27 protein-coding genes and 1 tRNA gene are annotated in these 24,690 nt (G+C 61.4%); 8 read left to right on the top strand and 20 right to left on the bottom strand.

Annotated features, from left to right (window positions below):
• Positions 1 to 3: 3 nt before the first annotated feature.
• Together AAFO92_RS11285 and AAFO92_RS11280 are read right to left on the bottom strand one after the other, a co-directional pair.
• Entirely contained in the window at positions 4 to 1,392 is a 1,389-nt protein-coding gene (locus AAFO92_RS11285) for an FAD-binding oxidoreductase (RefSeq protein WP_347535102.1), read from the bottom strand.
• A gap of 115 nt (positions 1,393 to 1,507) precedes the next feature.
• Positions 1,508 to 3,133, bottom strand: a complete 1,626-nt coding sequence (locus AAFO92_RS11280; protein WP_347535100.1) for a 5-guanidino-2-oxopentanoate decarboxylase — start codon at positions 3,131 to 3,133, stop codon at positions 1,508 to 1,510.
• 320 nt (positions 3,134 to 3,453) lie between these two features.
• Here AAFO92_RS11280 and AAFO92_RS11275 point away from each other — a divergent pair, with 320 nt between their 5' ends.
• On the top strand, positions 3,454 to 4,887 hold the full coding sequence (locus tag AAFO92_RS11275; RefSeq protein ID WP_347535098.1) for an FAD-binding oxidoreductase: 1,434 nt from the start codon (positions 3,454 to 3,456) through the stop codon (positions 4,885 to 4,887).
• 241 nt (positions 4,888 to 5,128) lie between these two features.
• Here the strand turns inward: AAFO92_RS11275 and AAFO92_RS11270 are convergent, their stop codons facing one another.
• From AAFO92_RS11270 to AAFO92_RS11235, 8 genes are all read right to left on the bottom strand, one after another.
• On the bottom strand, positions 5,129 to 6,220 hold the full coding sequence (locus AAFO92_RS11270; RefSeq protein ID WP_347535096.1) for a glutamine synthetase beta-grasp domain-containing protein: 1,092 nt from the start codon (positions 6,218 to 6,220) through the stop codon (positions 5,129 to 5,131).
• A gap of 44 nt (positions 6,221 to 6,264) precedes the next feature.
• Positions 6,265 to 6,420: a hypothetical protein gene (locus tag AAFO92_RS11265; RefSeq protein ID WP_347535094.1), complete on the bottom strand. Its 156-nt coding sequence runs from the start codon at positions 6,418 to 6,420 to the stop codon at positions 6,265 to 6,267.
• A 100-nt stretch (positions 6,421 to 6,520) separates the two neighbouring features.
• A complete protein-coding gene (locus tag AAFO92_RS11260; protein WP_347535092.1) occupies positions 6,521 to 7,108 on the bottom strand; it encodes a YgjV family protein in 588 nt (195 codons plus the stop codon).
• Positions 7,105 to 7,383: a DUF1127 domain-containing protein gene (locus AAFO92_RS11255; RefSeq protein WP_347535090.1), complete on the bottom strand. Its 279-nt coding sequence runs from the start codon at positions 7,381 to 7,383 to the stop codon at positions 7,105 to 7,107. Before AAFO92_RS11255 ends, AAFO92_RS11260 begins: the two co-directional genes overlap by 4 nt.
• Before the next feature lie 255 nt (positions 7,384 to 7,638).
• Positions 7,639 to 8,952 (bottom strand): ammonium transporter, encoded by a 1,314-nt coding sequence (locus AAFO92_RS11250; RefSeq protein ID WP_347535088.1) that lies wholly within the window; start codon positions 8,950 to 8,952, stop codon positions 7,639 to 7,641.
• A gap of 2 nt (positions 8,953 to 8,954) precedes the next feature.
• Positions 8,955 to 9,689, bottom strand: coding sequence for a response regulator transcription factor (locus tag AAFO92_RS11245; protein WP_347535086.1), 735 nt, complete (start codon positions 9,687 to 9,689; stop codon positions 8,955 to 8,957).
• A gap of 23 nt (positions 9,690 to 9,712) precedes the next feature.
• Positions 9,713 to 11,266, bottom strand: a complete 1,554-nt coding sequence (locus AAFO92_RS11240; RefSeq protein ID WP_347535084.1) for an ATP-binding protein — start codon at positions 11,264 to 11,266, stop codon at positions 9,713 to 9,715.
• A gap of 15 nt (positions 11,267 to 11,281) precedes the next feature.
• Positions 11,282 to 11,746, bottom strand: coding sequence for an STAS domain-containing protein (locus tag AAFO92_RS11235; RefSeq protein ID WP_347535082.1), 465 nt, complete (start codon positions 11,744 to 11,746; stop codon positions 11,282 to 11,284).
• A 466-nt stretch (positions 11,747 to 12,212) separates the two neighbouring features.
• Between AAFO92_RS11235 and AAFO92_RS11230 the strand changes: the two genes are divergently transcribed.
• Both AAFO92_RS11230 and AAFO92_RS11225 read left to right on the top strand, forming a co-directional pair.
• Positions 12,213 to 13,640 carry an alpha/beta fold hydrolase gene (locus AAFO92_RS11230; protein WP_347535080.1) on the top strand — a complete coding sequence of 476 codons (1,428 nt, stop codon included), beginning with the start codon at positions 12,213 to 12,215 and terminating at the stop codon, positions 13,638 to 13,640.
• 405 nt (positions 13,641 to 14,045) lie between these two features.
• On the top strand, positions 14,046 to 14,699 hold the full coding sequence (locus AAFO92_RS11225; protein WP_347535078.1) for a hypothetical protein: 654 nt from the start codon (positions 14,046 to 14,048) through the stop codon (positions 14,697 to 14,699).
• A gap of 181 nt (positions 14,700 to 14,880) precedes the next feature.
• Here the strand turns inward: AAFO92_RS11225 and AAFO92_RS11220 are convergent, their stop codons facing one another.
• From AAFO92_RS11220 to AAFO92_RS11210, 3 genes are all read right to left on the bottom strand, one after another.
• On the bottom strand, positions 14,881 to 15,906 hold the full coding sequence (locus tag AAFO92_RS11220) for a patatin-like phospholipase family protein (protein ID WP_347535076.1): 1,026 nt from the start codon (positions 15,904 to 15,906) through the stop codon (positions 14,881 to 14,883).
• A gap of 233 nt (positions 15,907 to 16,139) precedes the next feature.
• Complete coding sequence (locus tag AAFO92_RS11215) at positions 16,140 to 16,595, bottom strand: hypothetical protein (RefSeq protein WP_347535074.1); 456 nt, start codon at positions 16,593 to 16,595, stop codon at positions 16,140 to 16,142.
• A gap of 298 nt (positions 16,596 to 16,893) precedes the next feature.
• Positions 16,894 to 16,977 (bottom strand) — tRNA-Tyr (locus AAFO92_RS11210).
• Positions 16,978 to 17,111: 134 nt separating this feature from the next.
• Between AAFO92_RS11210 and rlmB the strand changes: the two genes are divergently transcribed.
• On the top strand, positions 17,112 to 17,888 hold the full coding sequence (rlmB, locus tag AAFO92_RS11205; protein ID WP_347535072.1) for a 23S rRNA (guanosine(2251)-2'-O)-methyltransferase RlmB: 777 nt from the start codon (positions 17,112 to 17,114) through the stop codon (positions 17,886 to 17,888).
• On the opposite strand, the gene AAFO92_RS11200 is transcribed toward rlmB, so the two are convergent.
• A complete protein-coding gene (locus AAFO92_RS11200) occupies positions 17,870 to 18,757 on the bottom strand; it encodes a hypothetical protein (RefSeq protein WP_347535070.1) in 888 nt (295 codons plus the stop codon). The two genes, rlmB and AAFO92_RS11200, sit on opposite strands and share 19 nt — an antisense overlap.
• A gap of 136 nt (positions 18,758 to 18,893) precedes the next feature.
• Between AAFO92_RS11200 and AAFO92_RS11195 the strand changes: the two genes are divergently transcribed.
• Both AAFO92_RS11195 and AAFO92_RS11190 read left to right on the top strand, forming a co-directional pair.
• Positions 18,894 to 19,211, top strand: a complete 318-nt coding sequence (locus AAFO92_RS11195; RefSeq protein WP_347535068.1) for a hypothetical protein — start codon at positions 18,894 to 18,896, stop codon at positions 19,209 to 19,211.
• A gap of 214 nt (positions 19,212 to 19,425) precedes the next feature.
• Positions 19,426 to 19,899, top strand: a complete 474-nt coding sequence (locus AAFO92_RS11190) for a CoA-binding protein (protein WP_347535066.1) — start codon at positions 19,426 to 19,428, stop codon at positions 19,897 to 19,899.
• A gap of 9 nt (positions 19,900 to 19,908) precedes the next feature.
• On the opposite strand, the gene AAFO92_RS11185 is transcribed toward AAFO92_RS11190, so the two are convergent.
• Genes AAFO92_RS11185 through hisF form a run of 3 tightly spaced genes read right to left on the bottom strand, consistent with a single transcriptional unit; the run spans position 19,909 to position 21,287 of the window.
• On the bottom strand, positions 19,909 to 20,208 hold the full coding sequence (locus AAFO92_RS11185; RefSeq protein WP_347535064.1) for a Dabb family protein: 300 nt from the start codon (positions 20,206 to 20,208) through the stop codon (positions 19,909 to 19,911).
• Between the two features lie 3 nt (positions 20,209 to 20,211).
• A complete protein-coding gene (locus AAFO92_RS11180) occupies positions 20,212 to 20,526 on the bottom strand; it encodes a phosphoribosyl-ATP diphosphatase (protein WP_347535062.1) in 315 nt (104 codons plus the stop codon).
• Positions 20,523 to 21,287 carry an imidazole glycerol phosphate synthase subunit HisF gene (gene hisF / locus AAFO92_RS11175; RefSeq protein ID WP_347535059.1) on the bottom strand — a complete coding sequence of 255 codons (765 nt, stop codon included), beginning with the start codon at positions 21,285 to 21,287 and terminating at the stop codon, positions 20,523 to 20,525. The genes AAFO92_RS11180 and hisF overlap by 4 nt, the downstream gene beginning before the upstream one ends.
• A 99-nt stretch (positions 21,288 to 21,386) precedes the next feature.
• Between hisF and AAFO92_RS11170 the strand changes: the two genes are divergently transcribed.
• A complete protein-coding gene (locus tag AAFO92_RS11170) occupies positions 21,387 to 21,839 on the top strand; it encodes a DUF302 domain-containing protein (RefSeq protein ID WP_347535057.1) in 453 nt (150 codons plus the stop codon).
• Positions 21,840 to 21,848: 9 nt separating this feature from the next.
• Here the strand turns inward: AAFO92_RS11170 and hisA are convergent, their stop codons facing one another.
• Complete coding sequence (gene hisA, locus AAFO92_RS11165; RefSeq protein ID WP_347535055.1) at positions 21,849 to 22,574, bottom strand: 1-(5-phosphoribosyl)-5-[(5-phosphoribosylamino)methylideneamino]imidazole-4-carboxamide isomerase; 726 nt, start codon at positions 22,572 to 22,574, stop codon at positions 21,849 to 21,851.
• A 135-nt stretch (positions 22,575 to 22,709) separates the two neighbouring features.
• On the opposite strand from hisA, the gene AAFO92_RS11160 reads away from it, so the two are divergent.
• Positions 22,710 to 23,102, top strand: a complete 393-nt coding sequence (locus AAFO92_RS11160) for a DUF2147 domain-containing protein (protein ID WP_347535053.1) — start codon at positions 22,710 to 22,712, stop codon at positions 23,100 to 23,102.
• 22 nt (positions 23,103 to 23,124) lie between these two features.
• On the opposite strand, the gene AAFO92_RS11155 is transcribed toward AAFO92_RS11160, so the two are convergent.
• On the bottom strand, positions 23,125 to 24,048 hold the full coding sequence (locus AAFO92_RS11155) for a glutaminase (protein ID WP_347535051.1): 924 nt from the start codon (positions 24,046 to 24,048) through the stop codon (positions 23,125 to 23,127).
• Positions 24,048 to 24,686 carry an imidazole glycerol phosphate synthase subunit HisH gene (gene hisH / locus AAFO92_RS11150; RefSeq protein ID WP_347535049.1) on the bottom strand — a complete coding sequence of 213 codons (639 nt, stop codon included), beginning with the start codon at positions 24,684 to 24,686 and terminating at the stop codon, positions 24,048 to 24,050. Before hisH ends, AAFO92_RS11155 begins: the two co-directional genes overlap by 1 nt.
• Positions 24,687 to 24,690 lie beyond the last annotated feature (4 nt).

Raw genomic sequence — 24,690 nt, 5'->3', positions numbered from 1 at the left:
GCATCATCCGCGTAGCGCTGCAAGGCATCCCGGATTGATCCGGTCATGCGGGTCGATCAATGATTTGAGATCTATCGGAAATCCGTGGCCCGCACCCAGCTCTCTGGTCAGGAGGTCTTTCTTGCGGCCCAACCCGTGTTCGGCGCTCAGCGTCCCGTCATGATCCAGCGCCACCTGGTACACCGACCGTTCCAGCAGCTTGCGATCAGCACCGTCCGGCAAGGTAAGGTTAAAGTGGATATTGCCATCGCCCAGGTGACCGAAGGCCGAAATCCTGGCGTCGGGTTCGATGGTCAAGACCGCTTTGGTCGCGCTGTTTATGAACGCGGCCACAGAGGAAACCGGAACCGCGACATCATGTTTCAGCTGCGGTCCGGCCAGGCGCTGTCCTTCGACAATCGCTTCGCGCAACAGCCACAGGGACTGTCGCTGCGCTTCGCTGGAGGCCAGAACGCCATCGGTCACCAGCCCTTGATCCATTGCGCTCTCGAACAGCCCCATCATCACCATTTCAAGGGCGTTGGCGTCATTGCCGCTCAACTCCAGCAGGACTGACCATTCGGGCATCGGGTCAGCGGGCGGGCGTGCGGCCCCGACATGCGCCAGCGCAAATTCGACGCCCTGTCTGGGGATCAGCTCACAGGCATCAACCATGCCACCCGACTGTGCCATTGCCAGATTGCACAGCCGGGTGGCGCTGTGCAGATCGTTCAGTGCCATCCAGGCGGTAAAGTGGCACCTTGGCCGCGGAACCAGCCGGAGCGAGGCGGCGGTCACAACGCCCAGCGTCCCCTCCGCGCCGATGAACAGATGCTTGGGATCGATGCCGACATTGCGTTTTCGCAGGGTGCTGAGATCGCTCCAGATCGTCCCGTCAGGCAGCACCACTTCCAGCCCCAGAACCAGATCCCGCATCACCCCATGGCGCAGGGCCATGATACCCCCCGCATTCGTGCTGATCAGCCCGCCGATCTGTGCGGTGCCTTCAGAGCCAAGGGACAGGGGGAACAGGCGATCTACCTCTTGCGCGGCCTCCTGCAGGTTGCTCAGGACACATCCGGCATCGACGATGACGGCATTCTCTTGCGGGTCAATCCGTCGGATGCGGTTCATCCGGCCCAGTTGCAGGATCACCACCGGCCCGCATGCGACCGGCGCCGCACCGCCCACCAGCCCGGTATTGCCGCCCTGCGGGATCACCGAAACCCCGTGCCTGGCACAAAGCCGAAGCGCGTCGCTGACCTCTTGCGTGGTTTCGGGACGCAGAATGGCGATTGCCCGACCGTCGAATTCATCCAGCCAGTCGGTTTCGTAACCGGTCTTGGTGTCGCTGATCACGATTGCCGGTGCCGGCAGTGACCTCTGCAAATCGGCAAGAAATTCCGCGGTCATTCACCCAACCCTGCGCGCGCGCAAATGAATCGAGGTGCAAGCACATGAGGCGATCAACCCCTTGCCCCTTGTCCGGATCGCCTGCGCCTGTGCGCGCTGGTCCTTGTTCATTGCATCAGCCATCCTGGTTTCCCGTGTCTTCATCAAGAAACTCCATGCCCAGGATCAGCGTGCTTGTGCCGGAATTCTGGGTCAGCGCGATCGCCTCGATCAGTTCCTGTTCCGAACGGACCCGCGCGACGTTCCAACCATAGGCTGTCGCAATGGCTGCAAAATCCGGTGACACAAGATCCACCGCGACGGGCGGCACGTTGATTTCTTTCATGTAGTTGCTGATTTCTAGGTAGCAGGCGTTGTCCCACACGATCACCGAAACCGGCAGATCGGCCTCGGCGGCCATGGCCATTTCGGTCAAGGTGAACTGAAACCCACCATCGCCGGCCACGGCTATGACCGGGCGCTCTGCGGCGGCGGCCTTGGCCCCGATGGCGGCGGGCAAGGCATAGCCCAGCGTGCCGAAACCGGTGGCCGAGTTGAACCAGCGCCCGGTGGCCGGGATCGGCAGCAAATCGTTGCCCGCATAGACCGGCTGGGTCGAATCCCCGACAAAGACTGCGTCCGGAATAGTGTTCCAGACTGTACCGAGGCAGCGTGCGACGCGGGCATAGAGCGGTGACAGGCCCTGAGCTGCTGCGGCCCTGACCCCGGGGACCTGTTCGGCCAGCGGGTTTGCCTTGCCCGTTTCAGGCACGCGGGCAACGACATCGGCCAGCGCCGCGCGGGCATCCGAAAGTATTTCGAGTTCCGCGCGGGCATTGCGCTTGAGCTGTTGGGGGTCGATATCGATCCGCACCAGTTTGCCGCCCGCCTGGAATGGTCCGCTGCCATAGACATCATAGTCGGTCTGTCCCAGTTCGGTCCCGACAGCGATGGTCAGGTCGGCCTGCTCCACAAGCGCACGTACGGCATAGAGCGAAGGGGAGGCATTCAGCGCCAGAGGATGTTCGTCACCCAAAAGACCCCGCGCATTGGTCGTGGTCACAACCGGCGCGTTCAGGGCCTCGGCCAATCGGGTCAGCTCCTCGGCTGCCCCGCGCGCCCCGCCGCCCGCCAGAATGATGGGACGTTGGGCGGCCTGGCACATTTCGGCGAATGTAGAACCTTGGTCGGGGTGGATACAGGGTGCCCTCATCGGTGTGCTGCGCTGTTCGGGCAGCGCCAGATGGCTGGCGTCGGCCCCCATCAGGTCAAGCGGGATTTCGATATGCACCGGGCGCGGGCGGCCGCCTTCGAATACCGCAAAGGCGCGTTCCAGAACCGGCAGGATGTCATCGGCATGGGTCAATGTGTGCGAGAACGCAGTGATCTGCGACATCAGCGCGTTTTGGTTGGGCAGTTCATGCAGACGGCCCCTGCCATGGCCAAGCTCGCGGGTGGCGTTCACTCCGGACAGGATCAGCATCGGAATAGAATCGGCATAGGCCTGTCCGATCCCGGTCATCGCATTGGTCAGTCCGGGCCCCGTTATCAACAGACAGACCCCTGGTTTTCCGCTCATTCGGGCATAGCCGTCTGCCGCAAAACTGGCGCCCTGTTCATGGCGTGGCGTCACGTGCCTGATCGGACTGTTTGTCAGACCCCGATACAGCTCTGCGGTATGCACGCCCGGAATACCAAACACATGTTCGACATCAAAACGCTCCAGCAGTTTTATGAGGTATTCGCCAAGAGTAATTGCCACAGCGTTCGTCCCTTTCGATGATACTGTTGGGCCCTCATTATATCGATGCGTGGCCCCGCTGCCGCGCATAAAGCGTGGAACAATAGTTTCCAATCCATGAAAAGGTTTGCCGTGGTTTCCGCGTGTCGGCACGGCGGGCGCCCGGACCCGGACAGAACTGCGGGGCCGGTTCCGGCGCGACGCCAGCCTGTGTGCAAGATCCCTAAATGCCTGCGACTGGAATGCCCAAGCCGCCGCAACGACCTTTTCACACAAACGCAATGCCACCGTCCTTGCGGATCTCATAGAGTAGACAGAAGCGGCCTTGGAGGATCAGTTAAGTGACGACCACGACAGACATGTTTGCAGCAATCGTCGGGACAGAGCATGTGCTGACGGCCGAGCGGTTGGCGACCCGCGATCCGGGCTACTGCACGGCCGCATTGGGCGCCTCCATACTGGTACGTCCCGCCAACAGTACCGAACTGTCGCGGATTTGCGAGGCCGCAAACAGCCGGAACATTGGCCTTGTGCCGCATGGCGGGCTGACCGGCCTTGTGGATGGCACAGCATCCCACCCAGGCGACGTGATCGTTTCCTTTGAACGCATGTCCTCGATCCTTCGTATTGACCCGCTTCAGGGGATCGCGGTGGTCGAACCCGGCGTTACGCTTGGGGCGCTTCAGCAGGCGTTGGAGCCATTGGGCCTGATGACGGGCGTGGATATACCGTCGCGCGGGTCCTGCACGATCGGCGGCATGGTCAGCACGAATGCGGGCGGGATTCAGGTGCTGAAATACGGCATGATGCGCCAGAACGTGCTGGGCCTGGAGGTCGTTCTGGCAAACGGGCGCGTTCTGGATCTGAGCAATGAGTTGCTCAAGAACAACGCGGGCTATGATCTGAAACAGGTTTTCATCGGCAGCGAAGGTACGCTCGGCCTGGTGACAAAGATCGTTCTCAAGATATGGCCTGTGCCCGGGGGCACCTGCTGCGCGCTGCTGGCCTGTGACAGCCCCGAGATCCTGCCGTCTCTTTTCAATAGTGCGCGCAAGAATTTCGGCGCGGACCTGATGTCCTTCGAGGCGATGTGGCCGGAGTATTTTCACCTGACGACATCGCAACCCGGCTTCGGACGCCCGCCATTGCCGATGGGGCGGGGCATCTATGTGATAATCGAACTGGCCGGCACGTCTCAGGCCGAGGCGCAGGCCCGGCTTGTCGCGTTCCTTGAAGCCGGTTTCGAGAAGGGTGCGGTCGCGGATGCTGTCGTCGCGCAATCCGGATCCGAGCGGCACAAGATCTGGCGGTCGCGAGAGGACAGTGACGCGATCGACAATGTGTCTGACACCAGCCTGTCTTATGACATCGGTCTGAAACTGGTCGACCTGCCGAATTTTGCGGCGCGTCTGAGGCAACGATGCGCGGCGCGGTCCGCCGATCTTGTACCTTATGTGTTCGGACATGTCGGCGACGGGAATCTGCATGTGATGTTTGCAATCAGAAAAAGCGATGCCGCGCAGCGAGAGGTCTATGACGGGCTGATCTACGATACGTTGAGCGAATTTTCCGCAAGCACCATTTCCGCGGAGCACGGGATCGGCATCGAAAAACGTGCGGTTCTGGCCAGATCGTTGGCACCCGATACGCTGGCGACACTGGTGGACATGAAGAAAGCACTTGATCCGTGCAATACGCTGAACCCCGGCAAGGTCATAGTGGCCGGAGAGCGAAACCCAAGCTCCGGCACAAGCAGTGGCACGCAGGAACAGTAAGCTCGGGCACCGCGCGCAGCCGAAATCGCGGGGGTGCCGGGGGCCGTCTGGCCGCCACAACATGGCAAGGCGAATACCACGCGACGAAGCCTGAAAGCCGCTGCAAATGCTCAGAAATGAACGCTTCGAGGCAGCATGAAGAGCGGTCATTGGTGTCAGGGATGTTTCCCCGCGCAACTAAGTCAACGGCTGCACGGGGACATTGTTCATTGCGAGCGACGGGCCAAGCGCATATTGCGCGTCACTCGGCGGCGGTGGCTCTCTCGCTAAGCAGATGCTCCGTTTTGCGACCGATGCAGACCGTTTCAACCAGACAGGTTGCCACCTGATAGGGATCGGCATTGGCGCCCGGACGGCGGTCTTCGAGGTATCCGTGCCCTTTTACCGCGACAGAGGCCGGAATGCGGATCGACGCGCCGCGATCGGCGATGCCAGAACGGAATTCATCAATTCGGCAGGTCTCGTGCAGGCCGGTCAGGCGGTCGGCCAGACCTGCCCCATAACGCGCAATGTGATCCTCATGACGGCGCGACAGGGCTGCAATCGCAGACTTCAGCGCGTCCTGCCCGCCGTCGCGGTCACGGGTCTGGGCGGTCGAGAAATTCGTGTGCATCCCCGCGCCGTTCCAGTCGCCGGCCATCGGCTTGTTGTCGAAGGACACTGCCCAGCCGAAACGCTCTGCCTCGTGCATCAACAGAAAGCGCGCCAGCCAAAGCTGATCCGACATCGTCAGCACATCAACCGGTTCCCGGTCAATGCCGCGATAGCCAATCTGAAATTCCCACTGACCTGGCATGACCTCCGCGTTAATCCCATAGATCGACAGCCCAGCTTCAAGACAGGCCCGCGCATGGGCGTCCGCGAGTTCACGCCCGAAGGCCGTGGTCGCGCCCACGCTGCAATAGTAGGGGCCCTGCGGCGCGGGGTAGCCATCCGCGGGAAACCCGAGGGGCCGACCGGCGTGATAGAGGGTATATTCCTGTTCGAACCCGGCCCAGGGCTGCGCACCCGCGCCAGCGGTATCAAGCGTACGGCGCAATTCCGCTCGGTGGTTGGTGCAGTGGGGCGTGCCATCGGCGTTCAGCACTTCGCACAACACCAGATAGTTTCCCTTGCCCCGGCGCGGGTCATGGGCAATGTGGACCGGCTCCAGCAGGCAGTCGGAATCGTCCCCGGCCGCCTGTCCGGTCGAGGAGCCGTCAAAGCCCCAGCCAGGAAAATCGTTGGCGGCGGGGGCGTCGGGAAGCGCCACGAAGCGCGCCTTGGAGCGAAGTTGTTGTGTCGGTTCGGTGCCGTCGAGCCAGATGTATTCGGCAAAACCATTGGTGGTCATGAGAGTCTCCTGTTTGAGATGGTTGGTTTGGTAGGAATGGTGCTTTAGCCCAGTATTTGACGGATCTGCCCGGTGAACGGGTCGCGGGCCAGGCCGACATCCTGCAGCATGTGATCCGACAACCCCTCCAACCTGCGCTGATCGCGCAAATGGCGGATGTGGTCGTACAGGCCGGGAAGGGCGTGAAAGAGGAAGTCCATGTCGTTTCTCCAGTGTCGTTCTTGATGCTCGTGAAGAGCGGGGTGAAGTGGCCGCCCCCGAAGGATGCTGCGGCCGGGTCGGGAACCAAGTGATTGGAATTCAAGCGGTTCTTGATTGGGCCAGGTGGCCACAGGTGCATGCGTTGGGATACGAGGGCCGCCAAACGATGGTCACGCGGACCAGCAGCGTGGCGAGTGCGACAAGGCCCATCGCCAGCGCCCCGAGGTCCGCGGCAAGCGCGATCCAGGCCTCGGCAGCGAAGTCATGCGCCGTCCAGAAACATCCCCCCGCGAGCAACAACAGCCGAAGACGAACTTGATCGGCCTGCATCCGCGCCGTCGCGATCAGGATCGTCGCGGCCACGCTCAGACCCGAAACCGGACCCTGCCAGAACCAGAGGCCAACAAGCCCCATCAGGCAGATCAGCACATAGCCGAGCCCGCGCATCGCTGTCGATCGCACCGCGAATACTGCGGCCCCGGTCTGAATCGCGCTGAGTATGTTGACCGCGCTTGCGACCGCGATACCAAGGAAAATGTAATGCGCCGCAAAGAACAGGGCCGCTGCAAGCTGACACAGCAGGATCGAACGACGCGCGCGGAAGGCCGGCGCAAGCGTCAAGCACGTTGCCGCCGCCACGCCCGACACGATCATCGGCGCGTCCTGCATCAGCGCCGCGCCGGTCACAGCCGCCCCGCCCGACGCCGCAGCGCCGGACGCTCCAGCATCTGCCGCCAGTTGCGCCGCCGCTGCGCCGCTTCTAGCCCGTCGGGTGTCAGGTCCGACCTGCAGAGGCCGATATCGTCAAGCTGATAATCCTCCAGTTCCGACAACGCGCGCAGCGTGCCGGTCATCTCGCGCTCTTGCGCGCGCGCCGCGCCAAGCCGCCGCCAAAGCGTCATCAGCACCGGTGTCTTCTGAATTCCGTTTTCGGAGACACCTGAACAGGACTTCGTATTCATAACTAATTCTCCTCACTCTTCTTGCGATTTCCGCGGCGTCATATTGCGCCGTTGATGAGGAGTTCTTACCCCTGACACTTGTCCTGAATTCTTCTGTGTAACGGCTTTATTGTTTCTATTGTTTCCGCGTTGTGTCCGGGGTTTTCGCGACGCATAAATAATTGAAAAGATTGTCGCTTGCGGACGAACTTGAAACATCGAAAGGCCGCCTCGGCGGACGGCCCATCGATGGATTCTCAATTGCCGAGAACAAGGTCAGTCGACGTTTCCAACGGTCCTCGTCGTGAACTCGGGATAGGCCAATGCGCCGGTTTCCACCCGGTCGATACCTATGGCCTCTTCGCCCTGGCTCAGTCGTAGCCGCATCTGTGCACGCAGCAAAAGCCAGGCCGCCAGGCTCGTCAGCGCCATGAACGCTGACACTGCGCTCGCACCGATGATCTGCGTCGTCAACTCTGCTGCGGGGTTGCTGATACACACCGCCAGCGTGCCCCAAAGCCCGCAAGGCAGATGCACCGGTATCGCTCCGATCACGTCATCGATGCGCAACCGCAGCAGCAGGTGCGAGGTCAGAACCATCAGCACAGTACCCGCGGCACCGATCAGGATCGCCGCGGGCACACCTGGGCTGGACGGATCGGCGGTGATGCTGACAAGCCCGGCAAGCGCGCCATTGAGAACCATTGTCAGGTCGATCTTGCCGCCCGCAAACTGCATCATCAGAACAGCGGCCAGTATGCCCCCGCAGGACGCCATGACCGTATTCACATAGACGTTGGCCATCGAGATGATGTCGGCGGCACTTGACATCGATCCTTGTGAGCCACCGTTGAACCCCAGCCATCCCAGCCAGAGTAGCATCGCGCCAAGCGTGGCGAGCGGCAGCGAGGAGGCTGGCAGCGGACGGACAGAGCCATCGGGCAGAAACCGCCCGCGCCGAGGCCCCAGTACCACCGCGCCGGTCAGTGCCGCCCAGCCCGCAGCGCTGTGCACATGGGTGCCGCCGGCGAAGTCGACGAACCCCAAAGCATCCAGCCAGCCTCCGCCCCAACCCCACGCGCCCTGAATCGGGTAAAGCAGCATCGCCATCACCGCGACGAACAGGAAAAACGGCCAAAGGCGGATACGCTCTGCCAGTGTGCCCGAGATGATCGACACCGCCGTGACCGCAAAAAGCGACTGGAACAGCCAGACCGAGGCCGACGCCGCGCCCGCGCTATAGTCACCCGAAAGCGCAGGCTCATCCTGCGGCCCCCAGGGGACGGGGGTACCGATGAACCCGCCATCGACCCCTTCGAACATCAGTCCATAACCTGTCGCCCAGAACCCAATTGCCACGACGGCTACCAGCGTGATGTTCTTCAGAAGGATCGTCGAGACGCTTTTTGTGCGTACGAGCCCGCCCTCAAGCATCGTGAACCCGGCCGCCATCAGCAGCACCAGCATGCCGTGATAGAGAAACGACAAAGTGTTGAGAATAAATTGGGTTTCGGCAGACACCGCCGCCGCGGCCTGGCCGGGCAACAGCGTCAGCGCTGTGATGGTTGTGCAAAAAACGGGAGGGCGCATGGTCAGACCCTCCTATCCGAGACAAAGATGTATCCTGCCCCACGCACGGTCTTGAGAACGGCGGGTTTGCCGGGGTCCAGCTCGATCTTGCGACGCAGACGAGAGATGCGAATGTCGATGGAGCGGTCGAAAGGATCCGCATCACCTTTATTCGCGAGCTCCAACAGGTCGTCGCGCGAGAGGACCCGGTTCGGACGCTCGGCGAAGAAACGCAAGGTGTCGTATTCCATCGCGCTGATCCTGATCTCCTGGCCGTCCTCGTCAAAGAGCATCTGCGCCGCGAGGTCGAGCATACAGGTGCCGAAGAGGATCCGGTCCTCGGGGTTTGCGCGCATCGCGAGCACCGCGTCGGGGACAAGCGCGGGCGCTGACCGCCGCAGAACCGCCTTGGCGCGGGCCAGCAACTCCCGCAGATCGACCGGTTTGGCAAGGTAATCGTCGGCCCCAAGCTCCAGGCCCACGACGCGGTCTATTGTCTCGCCCGAGGCAGTAACCATGATGACCCGCGCCCCTGTTTCCGCCGTGAGATACCGGGCGAGCGAGAACCCGTCTTCCCCCGGCATCGTGACGTCCAGGAGCACCAGTTCGGGCACGTCGCCGGATTCGATCAGATCGCGTAATTCGGCCCCGCCGGGGATGGGCGACACGCGAAAGCCCCGGTCATCGAGATATTCCTCAAAAGTTTCCCGGATATCGGGATCGTCATCGACTACAGCCACGTGATGGCGATCAATCATCTCTTTCTCCTTTCCGGGCCGCGTCAAGACGCGCGCCGCAGTGACAGAAGGTCCAGAACATCGCGGATATCGCGAGGCTCGAACGGTTCCAGAAGGTAGGGCCGTTCCAGGCGATCGAGTAAATCGAGCGCCGCGGCATCGGCTTCGGACCCCAGCAGAAAGACCAGCGACATCGCCGCCTCCGGCCGCGCTTCGCAGAGCGAGCGCAGGCACTGCTGGGCACTCAGATTCGCCAGCCCCACCCGGCACAGAATCACGTCGTAGGGCTGACGTTTCAGCATCTCTGCGCCGACGAAGGGCGATTCGACCAGATCGACGCCGTGCCCCTCGGCGCAGAGGGTATCCATCAAACGGTTCGCCTCGGATGACCGATCATCGAGGATAAGAAGTGACCGCCCATTTGCGTCGCTTCGCGCTTCGCGGCGGGCGCAATGCGCGGTGCGCGCGGTTTCGAGACTGTCGAAACACAGCCGGAACACCGTCCCCCGGGCCGACGTGTTTTCCAACTCGATCCGCCCGCCATGCGCCTCCATGATCTGGCGGCAAAGTGCAAGGCCAAGCCCGGTACCGCCATCAGGCCCCTTGGTGGTAAAGAGCGGGTCGAAAATGCGCGAACTTATTTCACTTGGCACGCCGGGGCCGGTATCGCTGATTTTCAGGGTAATGACATTGGTCGCCTCATCGGGCCGCGTCACGATCACGATGCGCCGCGGCCCCGTGATCCGGGCAAGTGCGTAGCCCGCGTTCTCGATCAGGTTGATGATGACCTGTCGTATTTGATCGGGGTCAACGCACAGCCGCGGCAGCCCCCTTGGCAGGTCCAGTACAACCTCGATGCCGGCGCCTCGAAGGGTGTCGATCGTGGCTTCCGTCGCCTGAACGACGAGATCGTTAAGACTGCTCGGGACGGGTTTCGCGGGATTGCCTCGCGCCAGGTCAAGAAAGCTGCGGACTATTCGCGAACAGCGGCCAGCGGCCTTCAGGATACGGTCGGCACGCTTCACCATCGCGTCGTCAGTCGCCTTTTCCTTCAACATCAGGGCTTGCCCGGTTAGCACGGAGAGCGGGTTGTTCAGTTCATGCGAAATACCGCCCAGAAGTTGCCCGAGGGCGCTGAGTTTCTCGGCGCTGTGCAACACGTCACGTTGGCGCGAGATCTCCTCGCGGGCAGCGATCTGCTCGCTCAGATCAAGCATGTGCAGCAAGATATGGGGGTGTTCGGAAATTCTGATCAGACGAGCCGAAACGGAACACCAGAACTGCGTTCCGTCAGTCTTCTGCAGGCGGACCTCCACGGCATTGAGGTTGCCAGAGCAAGCAAACCGCGACAAGAACGCGTCGAAATCCCGTTGCGAGATCCATTGTTGTGAAAGTTTCTGACCGATCCGGGGTCCGGTACATCCCAACAGCGATACGGCCATATCGCTTTCCGCGACTACGCAGTTATCGGTCATATCGGCCACGATCAGAGCCGCCGGAAAGTCGCAGATCAACGGCTCGTCAATAGCGCCGATATTCGGTGCGCTTTCGACAATTTCGCCCTGAACGGAACGCTCGTCTTGAGAGACACGGATCATCGCCGAAACCCGGACTTAACCCCGGTTGCCGGTCTGGGTCGGGTTTGATCCGCACGCGGCTTCGGCGGGCTTCTGCGAAAGGGTCGGCCACTGCTGCGGCACGGAAAACCGCGGCACAGCGCCTGCAGGACGCAGTTTGCTGCGACAAGAGGCCGGTTCTGCAATCTCGGGCTGTTTATGAAAGCAGAGCAGGTGGTCAAACCCCTGGCCGCGCAGGCTGCCTTGCACGGATCTGTTCACACCGCAAATGCGCATCTCACCGTGAACCTGCTGAAGCAGTTTTGCAGCGATGAACAGACCGCGCAGCCCCGAGCGCGTCACGCGCCGCACGCGCGAAAGCTCCACGATCATCGTCGTCACGCCGCTTTGAACGCTGTCAACCAGCGCGTCATATAGCGCCCCCGCGTCGCCGCAGGTGATGTCGCCTGAGATCTCAAAGGCCGCGATTCCGTTTGTCTTGCAGGCTGTGTAAATTTGCATCTCGATAATCACTTTCTGGCGTTGTGCCGCACAAATCTCTGAGGGGCCGCAAATCGCGTTGCCTGCCCCGGTCTTTGGCCTGTCATCTACATTGTGCCGCAGGATCACGGCCCCCGTGTCGCGCCCCGCCTAACCGGCAGGCGTTGTCACCAGCGTTGTAACAGGCGTTGTAATCGGCATGCCTTGTCGTGGTATTTCCGTGCCGCACCCGAAACGGGACTCGCTATCCCGACCCGTGTCCCCTAGATTTCCCGCAATGCGAGCGCCCTGTGCGCAATCAGACGCCTGGTCCTGCGCCCCTCATGCCGTTTTTTCGGGGTGTTGGCGGGGCATTGCGGGCAATTGAAACCAAGTCGCCGAAGGATCGGTATTGGGTACACGACTAGATATTTCTTTACTGGGTGAGTTGCGTGTTACACGGGCCGGTCAGGACATTGCATTACCCGCCTCCAAGAAGACCCGCGCATTGCTCGCGTTTCTCATCGCGACAGGGCGGCCGCACCGCCGGGAACGGCTTTGCGAGCTGTTCTGGGATTTGCCGGATGATCCGAAGGCTGCGCTCAGATGGGCGCTGTCGAAGCTCCGCAAGGTGGTCGACTGCGCTGAAAGGGCGCATATCATCGCGGATCGGGAAAGGGTCGCTTTCGATGCCAACGGGGTCGGCGTCGATTTCCGCGACATCGAGGCGAGCCTGAGCGGGGATGGCGGAGATTTGTCAATTGAGGCGCTTGAAGAGATGGCGCAGCAACTGGATGCCATCCTGCTTGATGGCCTTGACGGGGCAGGGGATGAAGCGTTCGACCTGTGGCTGATGACAGAGCGTGAAAACGCACTGGCCGCGCGGGCCAAGGTACTGGGGCTGCTGGCCACCCATCCGGCGCTTCCGCCGTTGGCGGTGCCGAAGTGGACGCGGCTTTGGCAGCAGGCCGACCCCGGCGCCGCCACCCCACCACCAAGGCCCGCCAATGCGCCGTCTGGCGCGTTCTGCGGACGCGCGGCCGCCGATGGACTGAGCCGTTCTCAGCCCCTCGATCCGACGGTCGGGCTGCGCACGCAGCGGATCGGGTTCTGCCAGGCAGCGGACGACACCAAGATCGCCTTTGCCACGCTGGGCTCGGGCCCGCCACTGCTGAAAGCCGCGAACTGGCTCTCGCATCTTGAATTCGACTGGGGTGCACCGATCTGGGGCCGGGGCTTTGCCGAGCTTGCCCGGTCGCGTACATTGATCCGCTACGATGAACGCGGCTGCGGGTTGTCCGATTGGGAAGTCCGCGATCTTTCCTTCGACGTTTTCGTAAAGGATCTTGAGGCGGTGGTTGATACGCTGGGGCTGGAGCGGTTCCCGCTTCTGGGCATCTCGCAGGGGGCGGCGGTCTGCATCGAATACGCTGTGCGCCATCCAGAACGCGTCTCGGGCCTGATCCTACTGGGTGGCTACGCGTCCGGATGGCGCCATCACGCCAGCCCTGACGAGATCGTACGTCGCGAAGCGGTGCGCAACTTGACCGAGGTCGGCTGGGGCACGGACAATCCCGCCTATCGCCATATCTTTTCGCAAACCTTCATGCCGGATGCCGGCCCGGCAGAGCTTGCCTGGTTCGATGAGTTCCAGAGGCTGACGACCTCGCCGCGCAATGCGGCGCGCTTTCAAGACGCATTCGGCGATATCGATGTCCGAGATCACCTGGCTGATGTGAAGGCACCCACGATCGTGCTGCACGCCAAAGAGGATCAGCGAATTTCAATCGATCAGGGCCGCGCGCTTGCCGCCGGCATTCCCGGCGCGCGTTTCGTACCGCTCGACAGCAAGAACCACGTTCTGGTCGATTACGAACCGGCCTGGGACACCTGCATGAAGGCGATCTTCGAGTTCCTGGCTGAATACCGCATCTAGACGCAGGCAATGCGGGGTCCGTTATGCTACGGCGCGAAATGACGCTCTAGGTGGTTTGAACCAAGCAGCCGTTCGTCCAGTGCGCAGAGAAGGCAGGCTGAAGAGCCCGAAGCAGAAGTCTCAGTTTTTCGCGGCAAGCACGCGCAACACGAAAATTGCCGCACCTCCGCGAAAATCCTATTGGCAACGCGGCGGAGAGTTCAGCCATTCAGGTAGGTCGCAACGAGGAAGAGTACCCGGAGCTGCAAATTGCGGGACATCGTGAGCTTTAGCAGCGAGCATACCAATGACTGCTCACAGAGCATCGCGACGTCAGCGAGCCTTCTCTGACGACCCGTATCGCAACAGCTATAGTTCGTTTCTCACGATGGCGTTCTTTCCGTAGAGAGACGGTAGAGTCGGATCATGGTCAAATTGAAGGCGCAAACTGAAAACCTTCCTCAATATCGCCATCTTACTACCAACTTTCATGTCGAAGTTGTCGGCAGAACTTTGACACGGAGATTATGGATGTATCGTTATGTCGCCATTGCAATGATTTGCTCGCTTTCGGCGTGCAGCGGCGCCCCTCAGCACAAAAGCGCCTCCGGGGCCTTCAGCGGTGGGGCCGGGTATAGCGTTGATCCGCACACATCAGCGACGCCGCAACGGGCGCCAGGTGCCTCGAGTTTCGCAGCATCGGCCTCACGTGCAGCCCCGCCGACATCGCTTCCGTTTCATTCAGAAATGTCACGCCAGTATTCAAAGCGCGGTAAAGCGCTGAGCCAACGATCCGCAGCCCTTGCCGCCTTCCGGTCACGGGAGTCGTTCTGGCGTCAGGGTGAAACAAAGGCCGTGAATCTTGGGAAATACAAGTTGCTGATGCGTCAGGTGCGCGTGGACACTCACGACTTTGTCGTGGTGCAACATGCGTCGCACACCTTTGGCGCGCGTAAGTTTGGCCTGAATACCAAAGCTAGAGAGGCGGCGGATGCCAGGACATCGTGCCGTGTCATTGGCGATGGGTACTTTGTACGCGACAACTATGTGACGGGTATGGTCTTTCCACTGAGCTGTTGATGGATGCGGCAGGCGGAGGTGAACACGAGCATCTTTATTGGGAGTCAGTGAGCACGTGCCAATGTGCTGTTCGACGATGGCTGGCAGCCCACAAGACGAATTTTGTGAATGTGGATCATCGCGTACCGTGCAGGCACTGCGGTAAGGCGGACACGGATCTTGGGCACCGGGCAGCGGCGGGTCACCAAGCATCAATCATCGCTTTGGCACGGTCCCAATCCCGGCCAGTCGCTGCGCTGTCGATGGCCTTGTCCATGATCTTGTAATCCTCGGGGCCGAACTGGTCCGGCATCACGGCCCGCTCAAGCGCCGGATTGATGCGTACCAACCGGTCGCCAAGCAGGAGCGAGGTCAGGTTTCCGATGTTCTGCGACGTGAGTTGGAGCATCATGTTAACAAGTGGAAGTGGCGGTACATGCGATCCACAGTCCAGCGGCCATAGCCAACGAATCGAGCCCCAGCTTGTGGGGGGGGCGACATCTGCGCCGTCGATTCCGACGGACGCAAAACCTGTGCCAATCGAAATCACCTCAACCTCGGCCAGGTCGGCCGCAAGTTGTGCCGCCAATACGACCTCGATCCCGTCCAGCACGGGGTTGTTCGCAAAGACGCCCCCATCGGCGAAAAAACCCTTTCCGGAGATTTCGTGGGGCGGGAAATAGATGGGCGCAGCGGCACTTGCCATGGCGGCATCGGCAAGCAGGACATTGCTGTAGTCGCTACCTACCTTATGCGTGTTGATCGTCTCGGATGTCCAGCGGGCAGGAGTCGTGTCAGCGTTCCAGAGGCGCGCAGCGTTCACGGCGACCATCGTGTGAGTCAGATCTCCGAAGGTCCGGTTGCCGAGAAAATGCTTCAACGTCCTTCTCAGACCCTCGAACGTATATTTGGAACCCAGAAAGCCAGCCGCGTCCAAGTTCGGATTTCGCGGTTCGCCCGGATGTACGTTACTGGTGACGGCACCCTCCTTGAGCACGTTCGGGGTAAAAATATCTGCCGCGTGCTTGAGGTAGATGTCTACAATCGCTTCGATACTCACACCTGCTCCCAGCCCGATTGATATGAGCGAGCCCGTCGAATTTCCGGAGAAGCCATCGATATTGTCCAACAGCTTTCCCCCGGTTTCATCATTCAGCCGTGAGATCAGCGAACTGGAAATGTAACCTCGGACGCCGCCGCCATCGCAAGACAGGAGCCGGAATGTCATGGCGATGTCCTTTCGATAGAAACAATTGTGCGTTTGACGAGCATACCACACACGTAAAGGTTACCGAAATTATTACGCGAAACGGCCAGGTTGTCCTGACATCGGGGACCTTGTCCGCCCGCCTGAGTTCCGGGAACCGCATTGAATTCGGTTGAGCGCGGGTTCCTTGGCATGCAGCCATAGGGATTATTCGAGACAACCCCAGACGGCGGAGTATTTTTTCAGAAACATGCCTAAGCCAAAGCAATTCTGCGCCAGTTCGAAACGATCGCAATTCTTGGGAACAACGGCCGGGTGTCAATTCGATGTCCGCTTGCGCTGCCACGGTTGCGAGCACCGGATGCAGAAACGGGCTTGCTGAATGCCCGTCGGGCGCCCAGGTGGCAATTCCATCCCCACGACAATTTCACGCGCTTGCTTTCGGACCCTCGAACAAGTTCGGTTTGGACGTCATTGAAGGCAATATTTGCTTCTTTCCAATCCGTATTGGGGGCTGCGCCGACCGTGATGAAAACTGCCCGACAGTCGATGCGCCAAGTCTGGCTCTCGGCCTCGTCACGGACGGTCACGCCGTCCCGTCGGCTCTCTCCGTCCAGTTGCTCAAACTCGGTGTAGAGAGGCACGGGAATGCGAGGGCCGGCATCTATCCTGCCGCTAGCCTGGTTGGCCCCGGACATCTCGACGGCCATTCTCGAGGGCCGCCTGCCGGTAGAACTCACCGCGAAAACGCTACGAGATCTTAAGGATCTACCGCTGGATTGGGCAAAGCAACGCGAAATCCTCGGATTTCCACATCTTTGAGGCTGCATAAATCGCCTCAAGACCTCACGCGTATCTGCCCGGCTGAGACTTTTCCAGAATTTAGCCTGAATAGCCCCGGATCGGCGGCCAAACGAGAGGTTTCTCGTGCTCTGGAGCGTCGTAACTCACTGAATGATAAACACCATTGCGAGCGCGCCTGGTTTGTGCGGTTTTGGGAAGACTGAGTGGTGGGCGACCTTGGAATCGAACCAAGCGTGCGTCTCCGCGAGGGAGTTACAGTCCCCTGCCACACCTTGCGGCCTGTCGCCCACGGTCGGTGGCTTGGCCATCCGACGTGCAGCGCTGATTACTAGCGCGACAAGGTACCGTCAACAGGAAAATCGCTTGCACAATGGCGGCACGCGGCGCATTGTCCGGCGCTCAGAGCAGGGTGCGAACAAGCCATGAAGAAACCGCGTTGGGCGATCGAGAAAGAGCAGGCCAAACGGGCTGCGGCGGCCGAGACGGTGTGGCTGTTCGGGCTGCACGCGGTCCGCGATGCGCTGCAGAACCCGGCACGTGAAAAACTGCGCCTGATCGTCACCAAGAATGCCAGCGACAAGCTGTCCGAGGCCATCGCGGCCTCCGGCGTGGCCCCCGAACTGGCCGATCCGCGCCGGTTTGCCGCGCCGCTTGATCCGCAATCGGTGCATCAGGGCGCGGCGCTTGAGGTCAGGCCGCTGGAGTGGGGCGCGCTGGCCGAGCGCTGCCTGGGGGATGGCGAGACGCCGCCGCGGGTGGTCCTGCTGGATCGGGTGACGGACCCGCATAACGTGGGCGCGATCCTGCGTTCGGCCGAGGTGTTCGGCGCCCGTGCCGTGATAGCACCGCGTCACCATTCCGCACCCGAAACCGGCGCGCTTGCCAAGACCGCCAGCGGGGCGGTTGAACGCCAGCCCTATCTGCGCATCCGTAACCTGGCGGATGCCATCACCGAGCTGCAGGCGATGGGATACCTGGTGCTGGGGCTGGATGGCGACGCCGATACCACGATAGAGCAGGCGGTCGAGGGGCGCCGCGACCACCCCGTGGCGCTGGTGCTGGGGGCCGAAGGGCCGGGTTTGAGGCAGAAAACCCGTGAGACATGCGACCGGCTGGTCAGGATCGACTATGCCGGCGGGTTCGGGTCGCTCAACGTGTCGAATGCGGCGGCGGTGGCGCTCTATGCGGTCAGGCCCTGACGCAGCAACGCGGCCTCGTCCTCGAACGCCTTGATGAACCGCCCCTTGATCATCCAGCTCAGCCCGAAACTGCACAGGGCAACGGTTTCGAACACGAAAGTCAGCCGCCAGCGATTCCACCAGGTTTCCATGGCCATTGCCCCCTCCGGTGACAGAAACCATTCAAGCGCCGCCGATTTCATGCCAATAGCCAGAACCGCCAGCAGGATGGCGATGCCGAGGCAGCGGTACCAGACGTTGCGGCGAAACTTGCGGTTTCCCGGTTTCAGGGAGGCGCTGGAATTGGTGCGGGTGAATACGAAATACGAAAAATACGCGAGGATCAGGAACATCATCGCCGCGGCCGCGAAATGGATGCTGCGCAGGATCACGGGAACGTTGTCCGGGCTGCCGAAGCGGCTGAAGCTGGCCCAGAAATCGTAGGTGATCGTGCCGGTGACGTCGCGGATGTCATTGTTGAACACCTCCGATCCGGTCGCGCCGGTGATGAATACCCGCGCCACCTCGGAGCCGTCATACAGGCACCCCGATCCGGTGGTCGGCGAGAACGCGATCAGAAAGGCGCTGACACCGGCAAGTTTCGCCAGCCAGATGTCCAGCTTGGTATGCTTGCGATACCCGTCCACATCGTCTGGCGGAAAACTGTAGAAAAATGCCAGCAGCAGGGCGATGAAACTGAGCGATCCAACCAGCAGGTCGCCCCCGATACGGCTGAAATAGTAGTGGCTTATCGACGCGTTGAAACAGGTCTCGGTGAAAAGAGTCACAAGGATAAGCCAGACAGGCAGAAACAACGCAACATAACCCACGCCCCGGTTGACACGCCGCAGGCTGATGATGAAGGGCAGGTCGTCTTCAAAATCGTTCATGGAAATAATCCTTGGATAGAAATGCGGTCACTATATCACGCATTCAGGTTGAATTCCCACGGAAATATGCCCTTGCGGCACGGCGCCTTCGGCCCAATATCCGGGGCAGGGTAGTTGCAGAAGGAAAATTCAGTTCATGCCGCAGAGCCGCAAGATCGCCACCTGCTGTTACTGCGGCACACGGGCTGTGCTGGTGCTGGACCGGGGGCGCCATGAACTGGCCTGCGCGGCCTGCGGGGCGCCGCTACATGAAATGAAGAACATCCCAGTGGTCCGCGGGTTGCCGAAAGCGCGTGGCGCCGCGCACGTCGGTTCCCAGCCCCGGCCGCGCCGCCATCCGGGCGCGGAAACACGCAGCACATACAAGAAGAAGGATAAGCGCCGAAAACGCAAACCGTTGTCAGGGCGCCTGTTCGAGGAGCTTTGGGACGTATTCGAGGATATCTTCGACTGAAACGCCGAAATTAACCCTCTGTTCACACCTATATTACATTCTCTTTTTATTCTTAACAGAGGACCTATCTATATCCCAGAAGCGTTAATCTGGAACATTGGCGCTTCACTTCACTGTCCCTCGTTCCGCGACTGGCGCCCAGGTTTTCCTGGGCGCTTTTTTTTGTCCTGCCAAACCGTTAGAGTGCAGGCTGAAACTTGAACAAGGTATTGAAATGGCAACAGAATACGCCGATTCGTATCTGCGCGACGTATTAAAGAGAACGCGCGTGATCGCGGTTGTGGGGGTGTCCATGAACGAGGTGCGTCCCAGCTACTACGTGGCGCGCTACCTGTCGCTCAAGGGATTCACGGTGATTCCCGTCAATCCCGGCCACGCGGGCAAGATGCTGTTCGGGCAGACCGTGCGCGGCAGCCTGACGGAAATTTCCGAGCCGGTCGACATGGTGGACATCTTTCGCCGGTCCGAGCATGTCCCCCCGATCGTCGACGAGGCGCTGGCCGCATTTCCCGGGCTTCAGACCGTCTGGATGCAGATCGGGGTCATCAACGAAGCGGCGGCGAAAACCGCTCGGGCGCGCGGGGTCGATGTCATCATGAACCGCTGCCCCAAGATTGAATACCAGCGCCTGTTCGGCGAACTGAGGATGGGTGGTTTCAATACCGGCGTGATCTCGTCAAAGCTTTAAGTGTGGCTTTCAACCATCTGAAGGAGCTTCGAAATCTGCGGCAATTCGCATCTCGCGCAGGGGGCGAACCTTGGCGATGCAGGCTGCGTAGATCGGATTGGATTTATAGGCGTCAAGCGCCGCCTGATCGGTGAATTCGGCGTAGACAACGACGTCGACCTGCGGGCCGGTGATCTTGTCGCTGCGCAGATTGCGCCCGACTTCGAAGTGATGTGCGTCGGGGATATCCTTGAGCATCATCAGCCCGTCGCGGATCGTGTCGACATCTTCGGGGTTGGCGGCGCTGAAGAAAACGATGTGGCGGATCATGGGTCAGTCTTTCTTTCTTGCGGCTTTTTCGGCCAGCCCGCTGGTGCCCTGACGGCGGGAAAGCTCATCCATCACATCCGACAGCGGCACACCGCGCGAATACAACATGACCAGCAGGTGAAACAACACGTCCGCGGCTTCGGCGGTCAGGGCGGCACTGTCACCGCGCACGGCTTCGATCACTGCCTCAATGGCCTCTTCACCGAATTTCTGGGCGCATTTTTCGGGACCCTTTTCCAGCAATCTGGCGGTCCAGCTCTCGGAGGTATCCGCCAAGGCCCGTCCGGCGATTATCTCTGCCAGTTCGTCAAGGGTCATGCGTCCAGCCTCATTGCAATTCCTGCCTTTGACATATGTGCCTTGGCTTCGGCGATCGAGTAGTCGCCGAAGTGAAAGATTGACGCAGCCAGCACTGCACTGGCACCGCCTTTCGTCACGCCCTCGACCAGATGGTCCAGCGTACCGACGCCGCCCGAGGCAATCACGGGGATATTGACCGCATCGCTGATCGCACGGGTGAGCGGCAGGTTGAAACCGGCCCGCGTGCCATCGCGGTCCATCGACGTCAGCAGGATTTCTCCGGCGCCCTTCTCCTCGACCAGCCGGGCGAACTCGACGGCGTCGATGCCCGTGGGCTTGCGGCCGCCATGGGTGAAGATTTCCCATTTGCCGGGGCTGACGGTCTTGGCGTCGATGGCCACGACGATGCACTGGCTGCCGAACTGGTCGGCGGCCTCGCGCACCACGTCGGGATTGGCCACGGCGGCGGAGTTGAAGCTGACCTTGTCGGCGCCCGCCAGCAGCAGGGCGCGCACGTCTTCGGCCGTGCGCACACCGCCGCCCACGGTCAGCGGGATATAGCATTGCTCGGCGGTGCGGCGGACCACGTCGAACATCGTGCCGCGGTTTTCATGGGTGGCGTGAATATCCAGGAAACACAGCTCATCCGCGCCGGCAGCGTCATAGGCGCGCGCGGCATCCACCGGGTCGCCCGCATCCACCAGATCGACGAAATTCACCCCCTTGACCACGCGGCCATCGGCCACGTCGAGGCAGGGGATGATACGTGTCTTGAGCATGATTTCGCGATCCGTTGCTATGTCACGCAACCGTTTATTTGCAATTCCCGCGCTTTGCCAGAGGATAGGGGCAAGTTTTGATCAACCAAGGAGATTGCCATGAAACATCTTATTGCCGCTGTCATGTTGACCCTCGCGGCGCTGCCGGTCTGGGCGGGTGAGGATATTATCAAAGTCAAATCCAACAAGGATGTGGCTGCCACCATGGACGCGCTTGAGGCCGCTGTGACCGGCGCCGGGGCCACTGTCTTTGCCCGCATAGACCATGCCGGCGGCGCGAAGAGTGCGGGGATGGAGCTGCCGGACAGTCAGCTATTGATTTTCGGCAATCCCAAGCTGGGCACGCCGGCAATGCAGGATGACCCGCAGGCCGGGCTGTATCTGCCGCTGAAGGTGCTGATATATATAGACGCGTCGAGCGATATCTGGTTGGCCTATGAGGACCCCAAGGAGATGCTGGACGATTTGCCGGGCATCAGCGACGACGCGGAATATATCCGCAAGATGAGCGGGGCGCTGGCCAAGCTGACGCAAAAAGCGGCGGGCATGTAAGCCCGGTGACTATCCGGTCTTGAGTGCTGCCAGCGCCGTCTTCAGATCAATCGCCCCGTCATAGAGCGCGCGGCCGGAGATGGCGCCGTTGAGTGCTGCACCGCAGTCGCGCAGGGCGATCAGGTCGTCCAGCGAACTGACCCCGCCAGACGCGATCACCGGGATGCTGACCGCCCGCGCCAGCGCCGCCGTGGCCTCGATATTCGGGCCCTGCATGGCGCCGTCGCGGTTGATGTCGGTATAGATGATCGCGGCCACGCCCGCATCCTCGAAGGAGCGCGCCAGATCGGTGACCATCACGTCGGTCTCCTCGGCCCAGCCCTTGGTGGCGACGCGGCCGTTGCGGGCGTCAATGCCCACGGCGACCTTGCCGGGAAACTCCCGCGCGGCCTCACGCACCAGATCGGGGTTTTCCACCGCCACGGTGCCCAGGATGACCCGCGCCAGCCCTTTCGACAGCCAGCGTTCGATCGTTGCCATGTCGCGAATACCGCCGCCCAGTTGCGCGGGCACGCGCGTCGCGGCCAGAATCGCCTCGACCGGGGCGGCGTTGACCGGCGCGCCGGCGAAGGCGCCGTTCAGGTCGACCAGGTGCAGCCATTCGCAGCCCGCGTTCACGAACTCCATCGCCTGCGCGGCGGGGTCGTCGTTGAAGATGGTGGCCTGGTCCATCTCACCCTTGAACAGGCGTACGGCCTGGCCGTCCTTGAGGTCGATGGCGGGATAGAGGATCATCGCGCGGCCCTTTCAGCAGAATTCTGCCTGCCGTTTTGCACGGGATCGCGGCAATTGCAACGCGACCCAACGTCAGACTTGATCGAAAACCGCGCCTTGGTCACTGTCGCGCAAGATGTCAGGGAGGAGAAGACCATGAAAAGATTTGCACTAAGCATCGCGGCGCTTGTTCTGAGCGCGGGCACCGGCCTGGCCGATCCGGTCGAAGGTATCTGGAAAACCCAGCCCGGCGATTCCGGCGGCTACCTGCACGTGGCCGTGTCGAAATGCGGCGATGCCATCTGCGGCGTGATCCGCAAGGCGTTCGAGGATGGCGGCGCGGAGTCCGCGGATTACGAGCATCTGAACAAGCGGATGCTGTGGGATATGCAGGCCAGCGGCGACGGCAGCTATGCCGGCGGCAAGATCTGGGCGCCTGACCGCAACAAGACCTACAAATCGAAAATGACGCTCAGCGGCAATACGCTGAAAGTGTCGGGGTGCGTGGCCGTGATCTGCCGCAGTCAGAACTGGACCCGCGTCAAGTGATCCGCAGGGGCGGCGGCCCCGGTCAGAACACCGACCAGCCGGTTTTCTCGGCCAGGGTCTGCATCGCCTGTGTGCCCAGCTTGGAATTGCCGTAGTGATCAAGCCCCGGTGACCAGACCGCGACCGAGGCGATGCCCGGAACGATGGTCAGGATGCCACCGCCAACCCCGCTCTTGCCGGGCAGGCCGACACGATAGGCATATTCGCCCGACCCGTCGTAATGGCCACAGGTCATCATCAGCGCGTTGATCCGGCGGACACGATTTTGCGAGACCATGCGGGGCGCGCCCGGCACTCCGGTCAGGAATTGCCCGGCCTTGGCCAGTTGCGCGCAAGTCATCTCGATTGCGCATTGGTGGAAATAGGTGCCCAGCGTCAGTTCGGGGGCGTTCCTGAGATTGCCGTGCGACAGCAGGTAATGGGCCAGCGCGAAATTCCGGTGTCCGGTGGCGATCTCGGACTGGGCGACGCTTTCATTCATGTGGATGTCGTCATCCCCGGCCGCGGCACGCACGAATCTCAGCAGGGCGCCCAGCGTTTCGCGGGGCGTCGCACCCTCGAGCACCGTGTCGGTGGTAACGATGGCCCCCGCATTGATGAACGGATTGCGCGGCCGGCCCTTTTCCTGTTCCAGCTGGATGATGGAATCGAAGGCCTGGCCCGATGGTTCGCGTCCGACCCGGTTCCACAGCCGGTCGCCGACCTTGCCCAGGGCAAGCGCCAGCGTGAACACCTTGGAAACCGACTGGATGGAAAACGGCGCGTGCGCGTCGCCCGCGTGCAGCGTGGGTTTTCCGGGCAGGGCCACGGCGATGGCAAAGCGATTGGGATCGATACGCGCGAGGTCCGGGATGTAATCAGCAACCTTGCCCTTGTCCTCGCTTGCCGCCGCGGTCTGCGCAATGTCGTCCAGGACGCGCTGCAACTGCGGCTCTGACAGGGGCATCAGGGTGTCCAGCGCAGGAAGTTGGCAATCACCTTCAGGCCGGTGGACTGGCTTTTCTCGGGGTGGAACTGGGTACCCACGATAGTGTCGCGCCCGACAATGGCGGTGATCTGGCCGCCGTAATCGACATGCGCCAGACGCTCTGCCGGATCGTCGACGCGAAAATGATAGGAATGCACGAAATAGGCGTGGTGGCCGGTGCTGATGCCTTCGAATACCGGGTGCGGATGGTCGATCACCAGGTCGTTCCAGCCCATATGCGGCACCTTCAGCTTGCGGTCATCGGGCGCGATCGCCTCGACCGTGCCGCCGATCCAGTCAAATCCGGGGGTCTCGGTATATTCCATCCCGCGGGTCGCCAGCATCTGCATCCCGATGCAAATGCCGAAAAACGGCCTGCCGCCGTCGCGCACCGCCTCGGACGCGGCCTCGAACAGGCCGCGATGGTCGAACAGTTCCTTGCGGCAGGCGGGAAAGGCTCCGTCACCGGGCAGCACGATCCGGTCGGCACCGCGCACCACGTCAGGGTCCGAGGTCACGCGGACCTCGCCGGCGCCCACCTCGTCCGCCATGCGCCGAAACGCCTTTTCGGCGGAATGCAGGTTGCCGCTCTCGTAGTCGATGATGACAGTTGTCATGGCA

It is taken from the genome of Roseovarius sp. CAU 1744 (genome assembly GCF_039839345.1).
In the GTDB taxonomy this organism is placed as follows: Bacteria; Pseudomonadota; Alphaproteobacteria; order Rhodobacterales; family Rhodobacteraceae; genus Roseovarius.
This window is presented reverse-complemented; position numbering and strand designations above follow the sequence as displayed.

What these genes read in the sequence shown, in the direction of transcription:
- AAFO92_RS11240 (WP_347535084.1), bottom strand. Translation starts at nt 11,266, where the DNA reads ATGATCCGTGTCTCTCAAGACGAGCGTTCCGTTCAGGGCGAAATTGTC.
- AAFO92_RS11170 (WP_347535057.1), top strand. Translation starts at nt 21,387, where the DNA reads ATGAAACATCTTATTGCCGCTGTCATGTTGACCCTCGCGGCGCTGCCG.
- AAFO92_RS11155 (WP_347535051.1), bottom strand. Translation starts at nt 24,048, where the DNA reads ATGCCCCTGTCAGAGCCGCAGTTGCAGCGCGTCCTGGACGACATTGCG.
- AAFO92_RS11255 (WP_347535090.1), bottom strand. Translation starts at nt 7,383, where the DNA reads ATGAATACGAAGTCCTGTTCAGGTGTCTCCGAAAACGGAATTCAGAAG.
- AAFO92_RS11250 (WP_347535088.1), bottom strand. Translation starts at nt 8,952, where the DNA reads ATGCGCCCTCCCGTTTTTTGCACAACCATCACAGCGCTGACGCTGTTG.
- AAFO92_RS11160 (WP_347535053.1), top strand. Translation starts at nt 22,710, where the DNA reads ATGAAAAGATTTGCACTAAGCATCGCGGCGCTTGTTCTGAGCGCGGGC.
- rlmB (WP_347535072.1), top strand. Translation starts at nt 17,112, where the DNA reads ATGAAGAAACCGCGTTGGGCGATCGAGAAAGAGCAGGCCAAACGGGCT.
- hisH (WP_347535049.1), bottom strand. Translation starts at nt 24,686, where the DNA reads ATGACAACTGTCATCATCGACTACGAGAGCGGCAACCTGCATTCCGCC.
- AAFO92_RS11185 (WP_347535064.1), bottom strand. Translation starts at nt 20,208, where the DNA reads ATGATCCGCCACATCGTTTTCTTCAGCGCCGCCAACCCCGAAGATGTC.
- AAFO92_RS11200 (WP_347535070.1), bottom strand. Translation starts at nt 18,757, where the DNA reads ATGAACGATTTTGAAGACGACCTGCCCTTCATCATCAGCCTGCGGCGT.
- AAFO92_RS11245 (WP_347535086.1), bottom strand. Translation starts at nt 9,689, where the DNA reads ATGATTGATCGCCATCACGTGGCTGTAGTCGATGACGATCCCGATATC.
- AAFO92_RS11235 (WP_347535082.1), bottom strand. Translation starts at nt 11,746, where the DNA reads ATGCAAATTTACACAGCCTGCAAGACAAACGGAATCGCGGCCTTTGAG.
- AAFO92_RS11190 (WP_347535066.1), top strand. Translation starts at nt 19,426, where the DNA reads ATGGCAACAGAATACGCCGATTCGTATCTGCGCGACGTATTAAAGAGA.
- hisA (WP_347535055.1), bottom strand. Translation starts at nt 22,574, where the DNA reads ATGATCCTCTATCCCGCCATCGACCTCAAGGACGGCCAGGCCGTACGC.
- AAFO92_RS11220 (WP_347535076.1), bottom strand. Translation starts at nt 15,906, where the DNA reads ATGACATTCCGGCTCCTGTCTTGCGATGGCGGCGGCGTCCGAGGTTAC.
- AAFO92_RS11180 (WP_347535062.1), bottom strand. Translation starts at nt 20,526, where the DNA reads ATGACCCTTGACGAACTGGCAGAGATAATCGCCGGACGGGCCTTGGCG.
- AAFO92_RS11285 (WP_347535102.1), bottom strand. Translation starts at nt 1,392, where the DNA reads ATGACCGCGGAATTTCTTGCCGATTTGCAGAGGTCACTGCCGGCACCG.
- AAFO92_RS11215 (WP_347535074.1), bottom strand. Translation starts at nt 16,595, where the DNA reads ATGGCCGTCGAGATGTCCGGGGCCAACCAGGCTAGCGGCAGGATAGAT.
- AAFO92_RS11265 (WP_347535094.1), bottom strand. Translation starts at nt 6,420, where the DNA reads ATGGACTTCCTCTTTCACGCCCTTCCCGGCCTGTACGACCACATCCGC.
- AAFO92_RS11195 (WP_347535068.1), top strand. Translation starts at nt 18,894, where the DNA reads ATGCCGCAGAGCCGCAAGATCGCCACCTGCTGTTACTGCGGCACACGG.
- AAFO92_RS11270 (WP_347535096.1), bottom strand. Translation starts at nt 6,220, where the DNA reads ATGACCACCAATGGTTTTGCCGAATACATCTGGCTCGACGGCACCGAA.
- hisF (WP_347535059.1), bottom strand. Translation starts at nt 21,287, where the DNA reads ATGCTCAAGACACGTATCATCCCCTGCCTCGACGTGGCCGATGGCCGC.
- AAFO92_RS11225 (WP_347535078.1), top strand. Translation starts at nt 14,046, where the DNA reads ATGGTCAAATTGAAGGCGCAAACTGAAAACCTTCCTCAATATCGCCAT.